The organism is Lacihabitans lacunae (assembly GCF_042649125.1).
GTDB lineage: Bacteria > Bacteroidota > Bacteroidia > Cytophagales > Spirosomataceae > Leadbetterella > Leadbetterella lacunae.
This window is the reverse complement of the sequence record NZ_JBHRYQ010000001.1, coordinates 3,919,507-3,938,310: the sequence shown is the minus strand read 5'-3', so window position 1 is coordinate 3,938,310 and position 18,804 is coordinate 3,919,507. Positions and strand designations below refer to the sequence as shown.

Genomic DNA, 18,804 nt, shown 5'->3' with positions numbered 1-18,804 from the left:
GCTACCTAATTAATTCAAAACTACCACTTTTTATCAACTCTTCACCATCTGTTAATAGTATTTTAGCCTTGTAAAAATAGGTCCCTATCGATGCTTGTTTTCCATTAATAATTCCATCCCAACTATCTGTAAATTTTGTTGAGCGATAAACAACCTCCCCCCACCTATTAAGAACTTGAAAATTAAGGCTTTTCACCCTACCGAATCTACCTTTTATTTGTAATAGATCATTATTACCATCCCCATTAGGCGTGAAGACATTGGGTAGAAACAATAAAACATCAATAGGAATTTCGACAGAATTTGAAAAACTTTCACCCCCATTGTCACCTATTGTTTTAATACGATATTTTGCTTCTTTGTCAAACCCTGACAAATCAACTAACTCGCTTAATACTGATGAATTGAAATTACTAATTTCAGACTCAATTCCCGTATTTTCATTTGTTTCTAAAATCTTATAGGATTGAATATTTTCACTTGAAAATGGCAATTCTTCACTCCAGTTCAATAAAGCGTTATTCTCTTTTAAGTTTACCGTACATACCAAATCAGAAAATTGAGAAACACTTTCACATTTATCTTTAAAAGTCATTTTGAAACAATAGGAATCATCAATGGTGTTTTTGTTTATTTCAAAAAACGGACTGGCAGGGATATTTACAGCTTTAGAGAACAAAGCCGTGTTTGAATTTTTCTCTTCATATAAATAAACGGAATCAATAGGTACTGGCCAGCTAACTGGGTTGGTATACAAAAACTTTATTAAAGTCTCATCTTCCACGGTAACCCACGTTTTCTCAATACTTGGAGGTTTTAGTGCCTTTCTATCAATACACTTAACTTCTGAAAGTACTTTAGATGTATAAGGAACCCAAGGCGACTGCCCCCAGGTTCCTGAAAACAGAGCTTCCACCTGATAGCAATATTTAATATTACACTTAGTAATCACATCTGGAGATGGAGACACAGCAAGAGACTTTAGCCTATTGAAAATAGTGTTTGGTTCAATCTCTTGAATGTTAAGTTTATAATTAACAGAATTTACCTGCGAGGTTTGCAAAATTAACTGAGGGCCGCCAATTACAAAACTCTCCCAATTGACAATATTTTCGAATGGTCCATTCGGAACAATAGAATCTAAAGATATTGTGCACGCCTCCCCACTTAACTGAATACATCCAGGATTTCGATACACCATGAAGCAATTTGCCTTATTCCCAATTATTGGCAATGTTATAGAACCCGGATTTGACTTTAAAATACTATTAGGATACGTATAAGATTTATCAACCTCTCTTTGGTAAATATCATGTTGATCAAATTGTCCCGTAAATGTCAATTTTACATTTTTGCCACCAGGAAGTGTTTCTAAACTAGTGATTTTGGGTACATCACCACCACCATCCATAGCAATAGTTTTAAAAGGTGGAGGAGCACACCCATTCGGCACAGTATTATGTCCTTGGACTTTTATATTTCTAGTTAAATCACTTGTAGAATAGCTTTTACTAAATGAAAAAGGCAAGGCGGAAACGTTCTGAATTGGGCTTGTATCTCCCCAATCTATCGTGTAATAATCAAAATTATTAGCAGAAGTGGCTGGAATAATTAAATTGAGTAAATTATTATTGCACGTACTATAACTAAACTCAGGCTGCAGATTAGGCCTAACCGAAACAGTCTTACACGCATAAATGGCCTTACCACTCGCATCTTTGCCGTATTGTAATATTTCGTAATTCCGTGCAACTGTATTAGCAAAAAGCGGGAATTTAGACAAAGTATCATATTTGAGGGTACTTAGGTCCTGTCCTCTGTAGTCGAAGTCATAATATACGTTTGTGCTGCCTGAGGTGTTTATTACTTCTACTCTTAATGGCGAGCATCCTTCATTAATCCCTCCAACTATATCAAAACCACCTACTCCAGAATTTGCGGGTGGCGTACATAGGTTCGCTTGGCCTTGTGCTGTAAGTGCCCAAAGCAAAAAACAAACGATATGTCCAATCCGATACATTTATGAATTTCTTGAGGATAGTTACGAGTAAAAATACAAAATTTAGGAATACCCTATCCCTAAATTTTATTCAGCGGCAATATTTTATCATCTCATTATCTCGAGACTTCCAGAAGTGGTATAAATAGAGCTTGCCCCTGCTACATCGGCTTTAAATTTATAAAAGTATACACCAGCAGCTAAAGGCCTCCCGTTTACCTTCCCGTCCCAACTTGCATTTTTGTCTTTATTTTGATAAATAAGTGCCCCGAAACGGTCATATAATTCAAATTCAAAACTTGTAAACTTCTTGGTTTTACCTTTAAATACCAACAAATCATTGTACCCGTCGCCATTAGGTGTAAAAACATTGGGCAATACGATTTGAGATACTATTGGAAATGACAACACATTAGAATACGACACCTTACCGCTTCCGTCTGCAGGTGTTACCTTTATTTTGAAAAAAGCATTCTCCTCAAACCTATCTAAGTCTGGTCCAAAAGTGAATTGTCCTGCGGACATTAAAACTGCTGCCTGGGCCACCTTTGTGGTTTCATCTAAAGGAATCAGCTCATAGGTACTTGGGGTACTCATCGAATACGGATTTCCACTACTCCAGGTAACTCTTTCGCCTGCTTCGGCTTTTAAAAAAACAGATTCGACCATGGGCGACAACTCGGATTCAGAGTTGCAAATATCTTTAAATGTAACCCAATATTTTTCTGGTTTTTCTAAAGCCTTAACTGCGTTTCCCAAGTAATTATTATCCGAAATACTAAAGACAGTGGCATCTACGCTATCAACCACTACGGTTTTATTATTTACTTCTTTGTATAAAAAATTACGTTTAAATGGCAAATACCACGTCACGTTATTGGTAAAGGTAACCACATTTTTATCCGCATCAGAACTCACATAGGCGTCCTCTATTTGTGGCGGGTGAACCTCACTCCTATCCACACATCGCTCATTCGAATAACTCTCTCCTCTAAACTGCATGTAATCGTACTTGCCCCATGTAGTTTGTTTTATCCGATAGCAATATCTTTTGGTGCAGTTGATGGAGTTATCTGTATAGGAAATTCTATCTTTTTGAATTGATATAGCTGTTTCTAGCCCATTTTCAGTTCTAATTATCTCCTGGGAGTTATTGTACTCAGCACCAAAAAAGAAAAAGCTAGGAGAACCAAACAGTAGTTGCGGATACTTGGTCCAAAAAAGATTATTTTTAATGGGAGAGAATATAGCCGGCTGTAGCGGGTGTGTACATAGCTCCGCAGTTCTTTCATTACCAATTGAACAAGCATCTTTTCTCGAAGCATAAAAACAATAGGCCTTGGTGGAATCCAGGTTTTTTATCTCATAAGTTCCTGGTATGAGGTTATTAATTAGAGAAGTAGCCGTGTTTGCCGGATTGCCTTTTATATACTGAAACAACTTAAACTCGTACGTTGGATTAGTTACATAAGGCCCATCGAAAGTAAGTTTCACTCGGTTAGGACTCGTCATTTCCAACTTGGTCATGTTTGCATTAAACTCTTGATAACTCCCCGGTCCAGTGAGCGAATACACAACTGGCTTTACCTGGGTTCCGGCATCAGCGTTCGGACAGTTTTTACTGAAATTATTATATCCGCCATTTATTTTCAAAGTCCTCGGCAATGTATACGTGGCTTTCTCGGTATAAGGCAAATCTGCCTTTGTAATATTTTTTACTGCAATCCCTGGTCCAAAATCAATCGAATAGGTGTCGTAGTCATTGAGTTTATGCTGTGGAATAACCAATTCTACAGCATTATTACTGCAAACTTGATACGAAAAAACAGGTTTTGTGCTTGGTTTAACGATAATATTTCTGCAGCCCACCATTTTTTCTTTATTGGCATTAACCCCCATAAATAGTATTGTGAGTTCTGCTGGTCTATCAATGGTCGTATACTGATTCTGTAAACTGGCCGTGCCTTTTTTATAAACATAATCCCAAGGCTCTCCTTTGTAGTCATACACAAAACTGTAGCCCGTACCGGCAGTCAAGTTAGACAGTGTAACTACATCTGGCGTACAAATGGTAGTGGCCGAAATATTAAAATCTGCTTTTGCGTAGCGTGTATCGTCACACAGGTTCTGTGCATTTGCCACAACACCAAAGCTCAGCATCAAGGCAAAAACCAAAACGCCATTTTTTATTTTATTAAATAATTCTCTCAATAACTTCGTAACTTTTAATATGGGTTATTTCGCTTTCGAATATTATCTTTGATTACAGATTAATATCGTAGAAAGTTTACATTACAAAAATGGCCTTGAAAGCCATTTGTATTAAAAAATGTATACCACTGATATTCAAAAAACTATAACAAAAATATTAAACTTAAATCAATTTAAAGAAAATTGGTGTTTAAAATATTATAGTAAAAATTAATAATGAACAGCCTCACCAAAAGAAGAGAACCATTCACCTACATGCTTTACCTAGGAATTATAGGTAGTAGCATCTTGTTTTTGTTTATTTTTTTAATATTTCTCAAAAAAGAATACAGCAATCAAGACATCCCCGTAGCTACTCCCAAAATATTTTGGTTGAGTACGGCCACTATATTATTAAGTAGTTTGGGGCTTTTCTTATCCAAAAGCTACGTTAAAGCCGAAAAATTCTCACTTTACAGACTTGCATTAGTCATTTCGTTTATTCTCGGAATCTTGTTTATCACCTTCCAAATCATCGGTTGGCAGCAACTTTATCAGAAAAACATCACCATACAAAACCACACCGGTGCTTCGTTTTTGTTTATACTCTCAGCTTTGCATATTGTTCACACTTTGGGTGGCCTCGTAGCCCTTGCTATGACCGTTTTTAAAGCATTCAAACACGCGAGCTATGTGGATTCGTTTGTATATAACGTAAACCCACCAAATCAACTTCGCCTTAAACTAGTCAGCATCTATTGGCATTTCTTAGATATCATGTGGCTCATTATCTTTTTATTCATGCTTTATCATGCTTCATAAAACCTCCGGCATCGTAATCAGCTACATTTTATACAGAGAAACCTCCATAATTGTCAAAGTTTACACTGAGAAATTTGGCATACAAACCTACATCGAAAACGGCGTTAGGAGCTCGAAAGGAAAAAACAAAATAGCCCTATTTCAACCCTTAACCATCCTTGATTTGGTGGTTTACCACGACCCAAAAAAAGACATCAATCGACTTTCAGAAATAAAATGCCCTAATCCTCTACTGAGTATTCCTTACAACATCAAAAAATCGAGCATAGCACTTTTTATAAACGAGATATTAAGCAAGTCGCTGAAAGAGCATGCAGAAAACATCGAAATGTATAATTTCTTGATTACATCCATAGATAGCCTCGACAAAAAAGAAACACAGTTTGAAAACTTCCACCTTGTTTTCTTGCTTCACTTTGCGTTTTATATAGGTTTTGGGGCCGAATCGGCAACCGAAATAAAAAACCAGCTTTATGAATTTGCATTGCAAATACCGATTGACAAAGTCCACGAAAGCTCAATAAACTTACTATTAAAGTCCAACTATGAAGATTTTTTACCCCTAAAAAGAGAACATCGGTCACAAGTTTTGGATATTCTAATCGGATTTTATCAAATACACATCGAAGGCTTTGGCGAAATAAAGTCTGTTTCGGTGCTAAAAACCGTACTTGATTCTTAATGCTCTATTTGGGCAGTCCCCTAAAGGGTCAGGCTGTCCGCTCATACTCCTCGCTCGTGCCTCGCTGTGGGGTAACCGCTTCCATCCTTACTGCGACACATTCAATTAAAAAAAATGAATTGAAGATTTTAAAACTAGAAATAGGTTTAGTTTCCAATACGAAGTGTTGGCTATGCAGGTACCGAATTACTTACCCGCTTTTTTTGCGTTAATTTTATTCTCAGTTCCTGCTATTAGCTTTTTTATGTTGGTTCGGTGTGTATAAACCAACAGGGCCAACAAAAACCATCCTGAAACCATAATAAGAATCGGGCTTTCTGTAAAAAATGAAATGTAGATATTGAAGACCAAAGCCGCCAAAAGCGAGCCCAAAGAAACATATTTAGATACAACTACTGTAAGCACAAACGCAACCACGCTTATGAGAGCTCCTACAGGCTGAACCGCTAAAATAACCCCAAGCGAAGTCGCGATTCCTTTGCCGCCTTTAAACCCAGAAAAAACTGAGTAAACATGACCCAAAATAGCCACTATCCCCACTAAAAAAGCAAGATCTGGAGTTTCCGAAAAAGTTTTAAATAAATAAACAGGCAAATACCCTTTAACTACATCGAAAAGCAACACGACTATTCCGGCTTTTTTGCCTAATACACGCAATGAATTAGTAGCACCCGCATTTCCACTTCCATGCTCTCTAATGTCTATACCATGGAAAAGTTTTGCATACCAAACCGCAGTAGGAAATGAGCCAAAAAAGTAACTTAGAATAAAAAGTAAAATAGTTATAACCATCAATTAATTTAAAAAGGAATGCAAAGTTAGCAAAATTGTACGATTTCAATAGACTTGCAATAAAAATACAAACAACCCACTAATAAACAACACTTTAATATTTAATTGAATTAACTTTTTCCAATACCTTTTTTCTTCAAGGCTAAGTCGTGAGCAGTGTCATAATAAGACCTCAAATTGGTCCAGTCAAACACATCAGAGATATTCTCTACTCTATTTCTTTGGCGAATCCTGTCTCTACGACTCATGGTCACGAACTTAAACAAAATATCGGCCAACTGCTCGGCAGCTTCATTAAAGGTTTTCTCTTTTCTGTTTACCACATATACCCCTACGTTTTCGTAGTCATGCATAAGCTGCATCATGAAGTCACCAAAGCCAGAAAGATCAGACGTAACCGTTGGAATACCTCTTACTACACACTCAAGTGGCGTATAGCCCCAAGGCTCATAGTAACTCGGAAATACACCCAAGTGGCATCCTCTCACAAACTGGCTATATTCTAAACCAAACAGCGGATTGGTAGGTGAAATAAAGTCAGGGTGATATACAAACTTCACTCTATCTTGCTGGTGGTTTTTCATGTTTGAGTTCTCAAAAAACTCAGTAATCTCATCTGGCTTTTGAAGCAAATGCGTTACTGTGCGAGGCAAGGTTTTGGTTTTCCAAGTTTGGATAGTTCTTCTTAGCCTTAATCTCCAATATTCCTCCACAAACTGATTCAAGTCTGGTAGCTTTGCATCATCATTTGAGGCAGAAGCATAAAATAAATGCTCCCCTATTTCTTTCTCAATAGACTCTACGGTTTGTCTTATTTCTTCCATTACAGCCCTTGACTGCAACACTTGCGGATCAATAGAATACACAGGATTTCGGGTGATCATAAACATCACTACGGTGGTATCTATACCTGCCTGCACAATCTTAAAATTAAGGCGTTTTAAGGCTTCAAGGGTTAAATCGTACCCCTTGTTTTTGAACTCATATCTGCCTGAGGTAAAGAAATATAAGGTATTGTCAAGATCCCATGAGTAACTTTGAAAAAAGTGGCCCATCACAAACTGATTGATTTTTTGCTTATACTTTAAGTGAAGATTTTGGAACTCGTGAGTAGCCGCAAATCTGGTTATGTTTAAACCATTTGGCAAAATCAAATCACACACTCTTCCAAAAAACACCTCGCACTCTTTTGCCGTAACATCACTTACGGTGGTGAGCACGTGGCAGCGTTGAGCTGACTGCCTTTCTATGCCTGCTTGGGCTTCTATTCCATATTCGCGTGCTTCTTTTTCCCAATTATAATATGGAAGTTGTTCATAAAAATCATTTACATTGCCGGCAATATATCTACCAAGCATAGTAGCATGTGTAGTAAATACCGTTCCTATGTTAACTCCCTTTAGCCTCAAGTCTGGTAATCCTGAAGAGGCCATCCACTCATGAAAATGAGCCACTATTTCATATTTACGGCTATTTTTCTCAGCAAATAAGGTTAGGTATTTTTTAATTAAATCACCAAAAGCAAGCACACTATTTACAAGATCCTCACAATTTATAGTAGAAATATTATGATTCTCCCATAGCTCATATTTTATACTGTCTATTTTTTCTAGATGCTTATGAAAATCTATTAGAATTATTCTAGGCCTGCCGGTTACTAGCCATCTGCCATAATATACATCAAAACCTTCGTCGCGAAGTATTTTTGCTGTTTCCGAAAAAATGGAATTATCATCGTCTTGTCTTTCAAATTCGATGGCTGCTGTTTGTGGAAAATACGGTCCGATTAAACAATAATTTTCACCCCATTCTTCTACCATGGCAGGTACTTTCGAACGGATAACCGTGTAGATTCCTCCTACTTGATTACAAACTTCCCACGCACATTCAAAAAGAATTGGTTTCTCTCCTACCCGCTTCTCTATTTTTATCACTTCTTCAGATTCTTTTTTCAATTTAGGAACAGACATACTTCTTTATATTTAATCTAGGTTTCTTTGGTATACCGATAGGTTTTTGGGTTTAATAAATAAGGTCAATTATTTATTTTGCCTAAACATAATTATAATTTTTAATTAAATAATAACATTCATTAAAGTAAATGTTAGTTTGAAATAAAAAAAACAGCTTTGAGGATTATTACAAGCTTTTTATATCAGAAAAGCTCCCCTAATCTGTATTTTGGAACAATATTTAAATGGATATATGCTTTTTCTGTAGCCTCTCTTCCACGAGCTGTTCGTTTCAAAAAACCTTCTTTAATCAGAAATGGCTCATAAACTTCTTCAATGGTTTCGGCCTCCTCGCCTACGGCTGTTGCTATTGTAGACAAACCAACCGGTCCGCCTTTAAACTTCTCTACGATGGTCAGCAAAATCCTGTTGTCCATTTCGTCTAATCCATCTTGGTCAACCTCGAGTGCGGTCAATGCTATCTCGGCTATTTCAACTGTGATTTTACCATTACCTTTTACTTGGGCAAAGTCGCGAGTTCTTCTCAATAAATTGTTTGCTATTCTAGGCGTTCCTCTGCTCCTTCTTGCTATTTCGTATGCCCCTTCATCGTCTATTGGCGTATTTAAAATATAAGCCGAACGCTTTAAAATTTTACTCAATAACTCTGCATCATAATACTCAAGACGGGCATTGATACCAAACCTCGCTCTCAGCGGAGAGGTCAATAAACCCGAACGCGTAGTAGCACCTACCAATGTAAACGGATTTAAGCCAATCTGCACACTTCTGGCATTTGGGCCAGAATCGAGCATGATGTCTATTTTGTAATCTTCCATGGCCGAATACAAATATTCTTCCACGATGGGGTTTAGCCTATGGATTTCATCAATAAAAAGTACGTCGTTGGTTTCAAGTGAGGTCAATAAACCGGCAAGATCGCTGGGCTTATCTAAAACTGGCCCTGAGGTTATTTTTAAGGATGCCCCAAGTTCATTTGCCACTATATGTGAAAGGGTAGTTTTACCTAAACCTGGAGGGCCATGTAAAAGCACATGGTCAAGTGCCTCGCTTCTTAGTTTGGCGGCTTTTACAAATACTTTAAGATTTTCTAAGATTTTATCCTGTCCAGAGAAATCATCAAAAGAAATCGGACGTAAGGCTCTGTCTAAATCTTTATCTATAGGATCTAGATTTTCTTCGTCGCCGGTTAAATAATCTTCACGCATACCTTTATTTCTATATTGATTCTCTCTTTTTTAAACAAACAAAAATAGGAATACTAATACGCAAAACCTTCAGAAAACATAACTTTTTACTCAGTGCAACACAATCACACTTCCTCTTGCAGTTAAGATGCCCCGTTCGGGAAAATATTTAGATTTATATTTCAATGTGTAGGTGTAAAGTTGGTTGCCAAAATATCGACCTTTAAACTTTCCGTCCCACCTTACATCAAGGTTATCCGTAGTAAAGACCACCTCCCCCCACCTATTATATATTTGTAGCTCAGGTTCTATTATGTGGGCATCATGTATCTCTAAAAGGTCATTTATAGCATCTCCGTTTGGAGTAAAAGCATCGGGAATAAAAATCCGAGGTTCACAACCTTCCAAAATTGTAATCTTAGAATTGGTTATGCAGCCCAAATCGTTCTCTACCTCTAATAAATATAAACCTGGAAGAGCAAACTTATATGCAGAATCTGGACTATTCAATGAAGTACCAACACTTGTTTGCCAATCATATTCAAAACCTTTACCTCCAACAGTGGCAGGGCCAATAAGCTTACTTTCTCCTTCTACCACACATAAATATTCGATCGAAGGCAATGTTAAAATTGGTGAAGGCTTAATATAAATACTATCTACAAAAATCCTTTCTAAACATTCGGTTTCTAATAATGAATTGATGGTTTTATTATTCACTATTTTTTCGAGTGGAGACTTATTAAAAATCACCACTTTTATCTTAAAGGTATTCCATCCAAGTTTAGGGAATGTATACGAAATTTGCTCACCTTTTTGCTCAGAACCATCTTCAAACATCCACGTAAATTCACTTTTTAGAGGGTCACATATCGGATTTACAGTCAAAATAGTAGGGCTTTTATGACAGTTTCCGTCATAACTAGCACTTAAGCCATCGCTCTCTTGCTGTGGAACAGCTTTTACCACTGTTGGCAAACCGAGCTTGGTTGTGCCAGCTACAGTTATACCTTTCGTTGTCGAACCCGGTGTATTTGAATAACCTACTGTGGCAGCATCTCCAACTTGATCAGGTCTTTGAATATAAGGCACGAAATCTTGATCTAAAATACTCAAGTATATTAGCTTAGAGCCGTCGCCTCCAATAGGACCTAATTGAACTGCCCCAAACTGAAAGGAAGCACTTCTATCTATTATAATTTTACTAGCTCCTATTGCAGCATCAGTGCCAGCGAGTAAATTAAGTTGGATAAGTTGAGATTCCTGCCCCAGAAGTAGATCACCACTAACAGAGACATACAAAACATCCGAATTGTTAGAAAAAGCTACGCCATAAATGGTGGGTGGAGCATCAACCCCAATATCTATCAATCTCGGATTTAGCAATTGACTGGTATTGGCGTCTATATCAAAAATCTCAACGTAGTTTTTGTTTCCAATCACAGTTCCTCTTGCCATCAACCTGTTATTTGGAGATACGGTTGCTTGGCCAGAGGCCACATAACCAGGATCAGGAGTATTGCCCACTGCTTGAGGAACTACGCTAACGCCATTTGAGTCTATCATTATGGTTTGAAAACCACTTCCATCTAGGGAGTTGGCATAGAGCACAAAACCGGTTTCATCACCATTTGGCGTGACCGAAATTCGCTCTTCCACAGGCATTATTACTGGAATATTGGTAGCTACTATCGCTCCTTTTTTATTATTAAATCGGGTATCTATAATCGAATAGGAAAGCAAGCCATTTGTAGGATTAACCGTAAACAAATAATATTGATGGTGCTGACATTCGTTACACGAATTTTTTGGCACAATAACGACACCTTGAGACGGAACCGTAGTTAAACCTTGATATGCCGAGCTATCCACCATCAATATTTCAGAATCATCTAAGCCTGAGTATACTTTTTTTCCATCGGAAGCAAAAGCGAGCCTACCGTCTGGACCGTAAACCATACCTGCTGCTCCTTGTAAATTCAGTGGATTACTAGTGGTGGTACCAGAAGCGTTAAAAACGGGATCGGTTATTCCAGGAATTAACAAAAAATCACCTGTGGAGGCCGTCGAATCTCTTGGTATTACTGTACCCGTTTGATTAAATTCTAAAGTTGACCCAAAACCAAAATACCATTTTTGTGGCTCATTTCCACTTGGTGGATTTTGTAAACAAAACTTAACATTTATTCGTGCTGTAAGCGAACAGTTGGAGTTACCATCATAAACCTGAACGGAATAACAACCTGAGGAATCTACCGAAATGGTTGGAGTGGTCTCTCCATTTGGAAACCATAAATACCTATAATTTCCACCACCGTTTAGCAGATTGCCTTTATATGGGTCCAGTTTTAAAGTTTTCCCGCCACATACGGTGGTATCGGCTACTTCTTTTTTGTTAAACATCGGTTGCTGCGGATAGCTACCTACTGTAACAGTTTTAGTAGTGGGAGTACCTGAACCCGGGCCAGTTGGCCTATTTAAAGTAACAGTATATGTACCCACGGTTTGGAAATTGTGTGATGCATTTCTGGTAGTGACTATGGGGCTACCATCACCAAAATTCCACTCCCAAGAAGTAGCAGTGGGTAATTCATCAAAAAATATCGTGGATTCTGAGCAACCAGAGGCAACTCCCGAAACTGGATCTACCACTTTATTGGAAACACACACATTTGGACTAGAATAAAACTGTGCAAAGCTTCGCCCACCTATGCCAAACATACACAGAAACATAAAAAGAGAGATATGTTTTTTAAATAATTTCAAACAGTTAAGGCCTTAAAGTCATTAATAAATTAGTGTACAAAAAACGTACTAAATCCGCTTTTATTTTTAAAATAATGGATGTTATATATTTACTATACGTATTAATAGAACAAACAAATTGCAATTTTGCTTATTTTTATTTGATTTTTTAAGAAAAAAAGTTTCGGCTCCCCAAAAAAGAGGAATTAAAAGCTAATCAATTCATATTAAATAACATACTTAAGATCTCCTTAAAACGTTAAAAGTTGGAATTGTTTTTTTTGGAATGAATTTTGCAATGGTACATCAAAAGGTTCCATAATTATTGAGAATGAAAAAAATATATATCATATTGTGCCTCTTGTGTAGCTCTTTGATTTCAAAGGGTCAAGATCCACAGTTTACCCAGTTTTACGCTGCTCCTTTATATCACAACGCCGCCTTTACTGGTAGTGGATATGCTCCTAGGGTAATGTTTAACTACCGAAATCAGTGGCCATCCCTAAATGCTAACTTTATAACTTCGTTAGTTTCTATCGATCATTTTATAGAAAAAGCGAATAGTGGAATAGGATTAACCATCTTAAACGATAACCAAGGCAATCATTTTAAAAATACCGAAATAACGGGTTTGTATTCATACCAACTACAAATAGGTGCCAAAAACTTCCTTAGAATGGGACTTCAAGGTGGATACTCGATTCGTGGCTTTGACCCCAATGGTTTGATTTTCGGAGATATGTTAAACAATAATGGAAGCACAGGAGGAAGCTCATCTGACCCTGCTGCCAATCCAGCTAATTATCAAACTGTGAAAATATTTGACCTTGGTTCGGGAGTTTTATATTATAACCCAAATGCGTTTTTGGGAGTCTCTCTAAATCATATTTTACAACCCAAAATCAACATAATTCCAGGTGGCAGCAGCGATTGTGCGAATGGCGATTGCCTTAACAGAAAAGTTACTGTAAATGGTGGTTTGGTAGTTCCATTAGGTGACCACAATGCTGGCCCAGACAAAGAATTTACACTTACCCCTACTTTTTTGTATAAAAAACAAGGGCAGTATTCTCAATTAGACATGGGGGCTTATGTAACGTACACGCCACTTACGGCGGGTTTATGGTATAGAGGTATTCCACTTAAAAAGGTTTTTTCTAATTTCCCAAATCAAGACGCCGTCTCAGCTTTGGTTGGATTTAGATTTGAAAACTTCTCAGTTGGCTATAGTTATGACCTTACAATTTCGGGATTGGGCTCTACTTCAGGCGGCTCACATGAGATTTCTATATCTTATCAATTAGATAAATTTGAAAGCGATATTAGTCCATATAAAAGACAAAGAAAGAAAGAATTGGCTTGTCCTAAATTCTAAGAATTCGTAAAATATTAATAAAAGCCTCTTAAAATGGAATAATTTTAGGAGGCTTTTTGTTTCTCATACACACGAAAAAAAATATTCATTCGTATAGGTCTTTGAAAAGTAAAATTATATGTTCTTAAGAAAACTGTTATTTTTTGTATTTCTAGGCGTTTCAGCCTTTGCTCAGTTAGACACTCCTACCACTTGGAGCACTAAAGTCAGTCCCGAAAACCCTAAAGTGGGCGACGTGGTATCGATAGAGTTTACTGCCAAAATCCAAAAAAATTGGAAAATATATGCGGCAAACATGGACCCAAATATTGGCCCTATAGTTACAGAATTTAACTTTAAAAAAAGTGCCGATTTTGAACCAATAGGCAAAATAATTCAAGCCAAAGCTCCCAAAAAAGTTTACGAAGACATTTGGGAATCAGATGTTTTGATATACAAAGAATCTGCTAAGTTTATTCAAAAAGTCAAAATCCTAAAAGAAAACCCAAGCATTACTGGAAAGATATCGTATCAGTCGTGCACAGACGTGGATGGTAGATGTATAAATGGTGATGAAAAGATTAATGTTTCCATCAAGACTTCAGCTGCTTCACAAGCAGAAGTAAGCAAAATAGCTCCAGAAACTATTGCCACTACAGAAGAAATAGCAAGCGTAATCAAAGATAGCACGGAGACAAAAATAGACTCGGTATCAGTAACTCAACAAACTCCCGTAGTGAATACTGAAAGCGATGTTACTTCTACGCCAACTGAACCACAAAGTGGCTCTACCGAGGACCTTTGGAAGTTCCTTTTGGCGGCATTCGGAGTCGGCTTTGCCTCAATATTTATGCCGTGTATATATCCTATTATGCCAATGACGGTTAGCTTTTTCACAAAACAAGAAAAAGGAAAATCTAAGGCTGTTTTTTATGGCGTTTCTATCATGTTTATTTTTGGCTTGATGGGCTTAGTTACCATGTCTTTGGGTGCTCCGTTTCTAAATTTCTTGAGTACACATTGGATTCCAAACTTAATATTCTTCGTAATTTTTATTCTTTTCGGAATCTCACTTTTGGGAGGATTTGAAATAATATTGCCTCACAATGCCGTCAATAAAATAGACCGCATGTCAGATAGAGGTGGTTTTATTGGTATATTTTTCATGGCTCTTACTTTGGTGGTCGTTTCATTTAGTTGCACAGTGCCTTTGGTGGGCACATTGCTTATAGCTGCTGCCCAAGGCGAAGTTCTGAGGCCTCTATATGGTATGCTTGCTTTCGGTTTACCATTTGCCCTTGTTTTCTCAGGGTTGGCAATGTTTCCTCAAATATTAAAAACCCTACCAAAGTCTGGTGGATGGTTAAATGAACTTAAAGCCGTCTTCGGATTCTTAGAGTTTGCTTTGGCACTCAAGTTTTTAAGTAACATTGACTTGGTTTATCACTGGAACTTAATCCATAGAAACGTTTTCCTTGTTATTTGGATATTGGTTGCTTTTCTAATTGGTATATATATTTTGGGGTATTTAAGAATGCCAAAAGATGACAAAATAACTAAAAGAGGCGGGCTAAGAATTAGCTTCGCAGTATTGTTTTTTGCATTAGCGGCATATATGTTACCCGGTGTCACTGGTAAATCGCTTTCATTACTTTCTGGCATTTTACCTCCAATGCCGGTAGCTGCAAGTTCGGCTGCTCCAGAAAGCGACAAAATGAGAGCATTGCCTCATGGTTTGTTTGGGTTTTATGATTTCGATGACGCAAAAGAACACGCAGCTAAAGTTGGTAAGCCGATTCTTATAGATTTTACCGGCTATGCATGTGCTAATTGTAGAAAAATGGAAGAAAACGTTTGGCCAAAACCAGAAGTTTTAGAAAGACTTAAAAATGACTTTGTGATAGCATCACTATATGTGGATGATAAAAAAGAACTTCCAAAAGAAAAGCAGTTTGTTTCTACCCACGACCAAGAACTAAAAACTACCGTTGGCGAAAAAAACATGGATTTAGAAATAACAAAATACAACAACAACGCTCAGCCATACTATATAATCGTAAATGCAAATGGCGAAACTATCGTGAATCCATTGGGATATAGCACGGTAGAAGATTTTGTGAAATTTTTAGATAAAGCCAAAGCGGCAAAAAAGTAATTTTAATACTGACCTTGAAAAAGCATATTCAGACAACGGAATGTGCTTTTTTTATGCGTTTGCTTTAACTATTCTAAATACACGATATATAAACCAAACCGCAATACCCATAACTATCACCCCAATAATACCCAATAGCGGATAGTTTTCTAAAGGACTGTGTTTGTCTTTCTGTACGATAATTAAACCCGCCATGAGCGTAGCCAAACCACCCGCTATCTGCTGAAGTGATGAATTTATACTCATAAAAGCACCTCTGTCTTGCATATTCGGTATAGCCGAAGTCAAAGTAGTGGCCGGAATCATACGCGACATTATTCCCATAAAAAGGAGAATATTTAAAGGTATAATTAAATACAAAGGCGTTGGTCCAAGGTTGGTATAAATCAAAATTACGATCATGGCCCAAACAGAGCCAATGACAAATATTTTGAACTTATTGTAAGTATCGCTAAGTCTCCCCACAAGTGGCATGACCACCAGAGAAGAAACTCCCGTAAACATAAATATCAAAGGCAGTTGCTCTTGCGATACTCCCAAATTATTTACCGCAAATGCACTACCAAATGGCATCATCAAATACCCACTGATAGACAACAAAGCGGTGGAGAGAAAAGCAATTCGGTAGTTTTTGAGAAAAACAACATGTTTGAAATGAGCAAAAACATTCTTTTCGTTTTTTAATTTCAAATGCTCATCTACTGGTTTTAGTTTAATTATCAGGGTTATTAAAATACCGATTGCCAAGATTACAATCATAAGAAAAGGAGCATGCCAGCCCCAAAGATTAGCCAAATATAAGCCTACTGGAATGCCGAGTACTTGACTGGCCGCAAATCCCATTTGAACGATTCCCATCACTCTGCCTCGCTGGTTTAGTTCAAACAAATCAGTCACAATAGCCAAGCTTACTGAGCCCATCACGCCACCAAATATGCCAGTAAATATTCGTGCTGCCACTAAGGTCACGTAGGTTTCGGCAAGACCACATAAAAATGTACCGATGATGAAGCCTGAATAAAAGAAAATTAATATTTTTTTACGGTCAAATTTATCTGCAAAACCAGCAGCTAACAAGCCTGAGAAGCCTGCACTAAATGCGTAACTAGAAACCGTGATACCAAATTTTGTAGGATTAATCTCTAGTGATTTCATCAAAATATCCCCTAGCGGAGACATAACCATAAAATCTAAAACAACCGTAAATTGGGTAACAGCCAAAAGAAACATGACGAACTTTTGGTACGAACTAAGCGGTTTAATTTCCATATTTTTTAAAAAAAGAACACAAAACGATATAGTCCTTCCAATGAGTTTTAAACACTTTTAGTTCAAATGTCTTATCTTCAATATTATCCCGCCCAGTTTTCTCTATCTAAACTACGGTATTGTATAGCTTCTGCCAAATGCTCAATTCGGATATCTTCTGTCCCCGCAAGGTCAGCTATAGTTCGCGAAACTTTCAATATACGATCGTATGCCCTCGCAGACAAGCCTAACCTTTCCATTGCTTTTTTGAGAAGTGCTTTACCCGGATCACTTATTTCACAAATTTTCTTTACCATTTCGGCTGGCATCATGGCATTGGAATGTATATCTTCAAACGCTTTAAACCTTTCTATTTGAATTTCACGTGCTTTCACCACTCGCATTCTTATTTCTGATGATGTCTCATTTTTTCTTGTTGAAGATATTTCATCAAAACTCACCGGCGTTACCTCTACATGTAAATCTATTCGGTCTAACAACGGCCCTGAAATCTTATTTAAATACTTCTCAACAGCACCAGGAGGGCAAGTACAGTCTTTTTCGGGATGGTTGTAATAGCCACATGGACACGGGTTCATACTGGCAATCAACATAAAACTTGAAGGAAATTCCACTGCCAACCTGGTTCTAGAAATCACTACTTTTCGCTCTTCCAAAGGCTGCCTCATTACCTCTAAAACCGTACGTTTAAACTCCGGCAATTCGTCTAAAAACAAAACGCCATTGTGTGCCAGCGAGATTTCACCGGGTTGCGGAAAACTACCGCCTCCTACCAAAGCAGCATCTGAAATAGTATGGTGAGGATTACGGAATGGCCTTCGTGAAACCAACGATGAAACAGCATCTAGCTTACCAGCCACCGAATGTATTTTAGTTGTTTCTAAAGCCTCCATTAACGTCAAAGGAGGCAAGATAGAAGGTAGCCTTTTGGCTAACATGGTTTTTCCGGCACCCGGAGGTCCTATCATGATGGCATTATGACCGCCTGCGGCTGCTATCTCTAGGGCTCTTTTTATGTTTTCTTGTCCTTGCACATGTGAGAAATCCGCATCGTACTCATTTACCGAATGGTAAAACACGTCTCTTGTGTCTGTTATGAGCGGCTTTATTTCTAACTCACCTGTCAAATACCCTACTGCCTCATCCAACGTTTCCACGCCTATAACATCTAGGTTATTTACAATAGAAGCTTCTGCGGCATTTTCTTTGGGCAATATAAAACCCTTTAGCTTCTTTGAACGTGCTTCTATAGCTATCGGCAATACACCTTTTATAGGCCGTAACTTTCCATCGAGAGCAAGTTCTCCTAGTATTACGTAATCTTTCAGTTCTTTTTCAAACACAATATTCCCTGCCGAAGAAAGCAAACATAATGCAATCGGCAGGTCATAGGCAGAGCCTTCTTTCCTGATATCAGCTGGTGCTAAGTTTACGATTGTTTTATATCTAGATAACTCAAAGCCGCCATTTTTTAGAGCAGCATCTATTCGCTGCAAACTTTCTCTTACAGCATTGTCAGGCAAACCAACTACACTTAAACCGAACCCGCCTTTAAGTACACTAACTTCTACGGTTATTAAAGTGGCACTTACTCCATATACTGCAGCACCATTTGTTGTGGATAACATATTTCTTT

The 18,804-nt window shown here is 37.6% G+C and carries 12 protein-coding genes; 4 read left to right on the top strand and 8 right to left on the bottom strand.

All coding sequences use genetic code 11. From position 1 onward, the window contains the following. Position 1: 1 nt before the first annotated feature. Both ACFOOI_RS16885 and ACFOOI_RS16880 read right to left on the bottom strand, forming a co-directional pair. Positions 2-2,020 carry a T9SS type B sorting domain-containing protein gene (locus tag ACFOOI_RS16885; RefSeq protein ID WP_379839210.1) on the bottom strand — a complete coding sequence of 673 codons (2,019 nt, stop codon included), beginning with the start codon at positions 2,018-2,020 and terminating at the stop codon, positions 2-4. A gap of 87 nt (positions 2,021-2,107) precedes the next feature. Next, entirely contained in the window at positions 2,108-4,210 is a 2,103-nt protein-coding gene (locus ACFOOI_RS16880) for a gliding motility-associated C-terminal domain-containing protein (RefSeq protein WP_379839209.1), read from the bottom strand. Positions 4,211-4,426: 216 nt separating this feature from the next. On the opposite strand from ACFOOI_RS16880, the gene ACFOOI_RS16875 reads away from it, so the two are divergent. Both ACFOOI_RS16875 and recO read left to right on the top strand, forming a co-directional pair. Continuing rightward, positions 4,427-5,011 carry a cytochrome c oxidase subunit 3 gene (locus ACFOOI_RS16875; protein WP_379839208.1) on the top strand — a complete coding sequence of 195 codons (585 nt, stop codon included), beginning with the start codon at positions 4,427-4,429 and terminating at the stop codon, positions 5,009-5,011. Beyond that, on the top strand, positions 5,001-5,693 hold the full coding sequence (recO, locus tag ACFOOI_RS16870; RefSeq protein ID WP_379839206.1) for a DNA repair protein RecO: 693 nt from the start codon (positions 5,001-5,003) through the stop codon (positions 5,691-5,693). Before ACFOOI_RS16875 ends, recO begins: the two co-directional genes overlap by 11 nt. A gap of 186 nt (positions 5,694-5,879) precedes the next feature. Here recO and plsY read toward each other — a convergent pair whose 3' ends face one another. The 4 genes from plsY to ACFOOI_RS16850 form a co-directional block, all read right to left on the bottom strand. Continuing rightward, on the bottom strand, positions 5,880-6,485 hold the full coding sequence (gene plsY, locus ACFOOI_RS16865; protein WP_379839205.1) for a glycerol-3-phosphate 1-O-acyltransferase PlsY: 606 nt from the start codon (positions 6,483-6,485) through the stop codon (positions 5,880-5,882). Between the two features lie 110 nt (positions 6,486-6,595). Further along, positions 6,596-8,455 (bottom strand): glycogen synthase, encoded by a 1,860-nt coding sequence (locus ACFOOI_RS16860; RefSeq protein ID WP_379839204.1) that lies wholly within the window; start codon positions 8,453-8,455, stop codon positions 6,596-6,598. Between the two features lie 185 nt (positions 8,456-8,640). Then, complete coding sequence (gene ruvB, locus ACFOOI_RS16855) at positions 8,641-9,666, bottom strand: Holliday junction branch migration DNA helicase RuvB (RefSeq protein WP_379839203.1); 1,026 nt, start codon at positions 9,664-9,666, stop codon at positions 8,641-8,643. 90 nt (positions 9,667-9,756) lie between these two features. Beyond that, positions 9,757-12,411 (bottom strand): PKD domain-containing protein, encoded by a 2,655-nt coding sequence (locus ACFOOI_RS16850; protein WP_379839202.1) that lies wholly within the window; start codon positions 12,409-12,411, stop codon positions 9,757-9,759. A 310-nt stretch (positions 12,412-12,721) separates the two neighbouring features. Here ACFOOI_RS16850 and ACFOOI_RS16845 point away from each other — a divergent pair, with 310 nt between their 5' ends. Together ACFOOI_RS16845 and ACFOOI_RS16840 are read left to right on the top strand one after the other, a co-directional pair. Further along, on the top strand, positions 12,722-13,765 hold the full coding sequence (locus ACFOOI_RS16845; RefSeq protein ID WP_379839201.1) for a PorP/SprF family type IX secretion system membrane protein: 1,044 nt from the start codon (positions 12,722-12,724) through the stop codon (positions 13,763-13,765). A 118-nt stretch (positions 13,766-13,883) separates the two neighbouring features. After that, positions 13,884-15,899 (top strand): protein-disulfide reductase DsbD family protein, encoded by a 2,016-nt coding sequence (locus tag ACFOOI_RS16840; RefSeq protein ID WP_379839200.1) that lies wholly within the window; start codon positions 13,884-13,886, stop codon positions 15,897-15,899. Between the two features lie 51 nt (positions 15,900-15,950). On the opposite strand, the gene ACFOOI_RS16835 is transcribed toward ACFOOI_RS16840, so the two are convergent. Both ACFOOI_RS16835 and ACFOOI_RS16830 read right to left on the bottom strand, forming a co-directional pair. Continuing rightward, positions 15,951-17,168 carry an MFS transporter gene (locus tag ACFOOI_RS16835; RefSeq protein ID WP_379839199.1) on the bottom strand — a complete coding sequence of 406 codons (1,218 nt, stop codon included), beginning with the start codon at positions 17,166-17,168 and terminating at the stop codon, positions 15,951-15,953. A gap of 83 nt (positions 17,169-17,251) precedes the next feature. Continuing rightward, positions 17,252-18,796, bottom strand: coding sequence for a YifB family Mg chelatase-like AAA ATPase (locus ACFOOI_RS16830; RefSeq protein WP_379839198.1), 1,545 nt, complete (start codon positions 18,794-18,796; stop codon positions 17,252-17,254). Positions 18,797-18,804 lie beyond the last annotated feature (8 nt).

Bases quoted from the DNA above. Each gene is read 5' to 3' on its own strand.
- ACFOOI_RS16885 (WP_379839210.1), bottom strand. From the start codon at position 2,020: ATGTATCGGATTGGACATATCGTTTGTTTTTTGCTTTGGGCACTTACA.
- ACFOOI_RS16875 (WP_379839208.1), top strand. From the start codon at position 4,427: ATGAACAGCCTCACCAAAAGAAGAGAACCATTCACCTACATGCTTTAC.
- recO (WP_379839206.1), top strand. From the start codon at position 5,001: ATGCTTCATAAAACCTCCGGCATCGTAATCAGCTACATTTTATACAGA.
- plsY (WP_379839205.1), bottom strand. From the start codon at position 6,485: ATGGTTATAACTATTTTACTTTTTATTCTAAGTTACTTTTTTGGCTCA.
- ACFOOI_RS16860 (WP_379839204.1), bottom strand. From the start codon at position 8,455: ATGTCTGTTCCTAAATTGAAAAAAGAATCTGAAGAAGTGATAAAAATA.
- ruvB (WP_379839203.1), bottom strand. From the start codon at position 9,666: ATGCGTGAAGATTATTTAACCGGCGACGAAGAAAATCTAGATCCTATA.
- ACFOOI_RS16845 (WP_379839201.1), top strand. From the start codon at position 12,722: ATGAAAAAAATATATATCATATTGTGCCTCTTGTGTAGCTCTTTGATT.
- ACFOOI_RS16840 (WP_379839200.1), top strand. From the start codon at position 13,884: ATGTTCTTAAGAAAACTGTTATTTTTTGTATTTCTAGGCGTTTCAGCC.
- ACFOOI_RS16835 (WP_379839199.1), bottom strand. From the start codon at position 17,168: ATGGAAATTAAACCGCTTAGTTCGTACCAAAAGTTCGTCATGTTTCTT.
- ACFOOI_RS16830 (WP_379839198.1), bottom strand. From the start codon at position 18,796: ATGTTATCCACAACAAATGGTGCTGCAGTATATGGAGTAAGTGCCACT.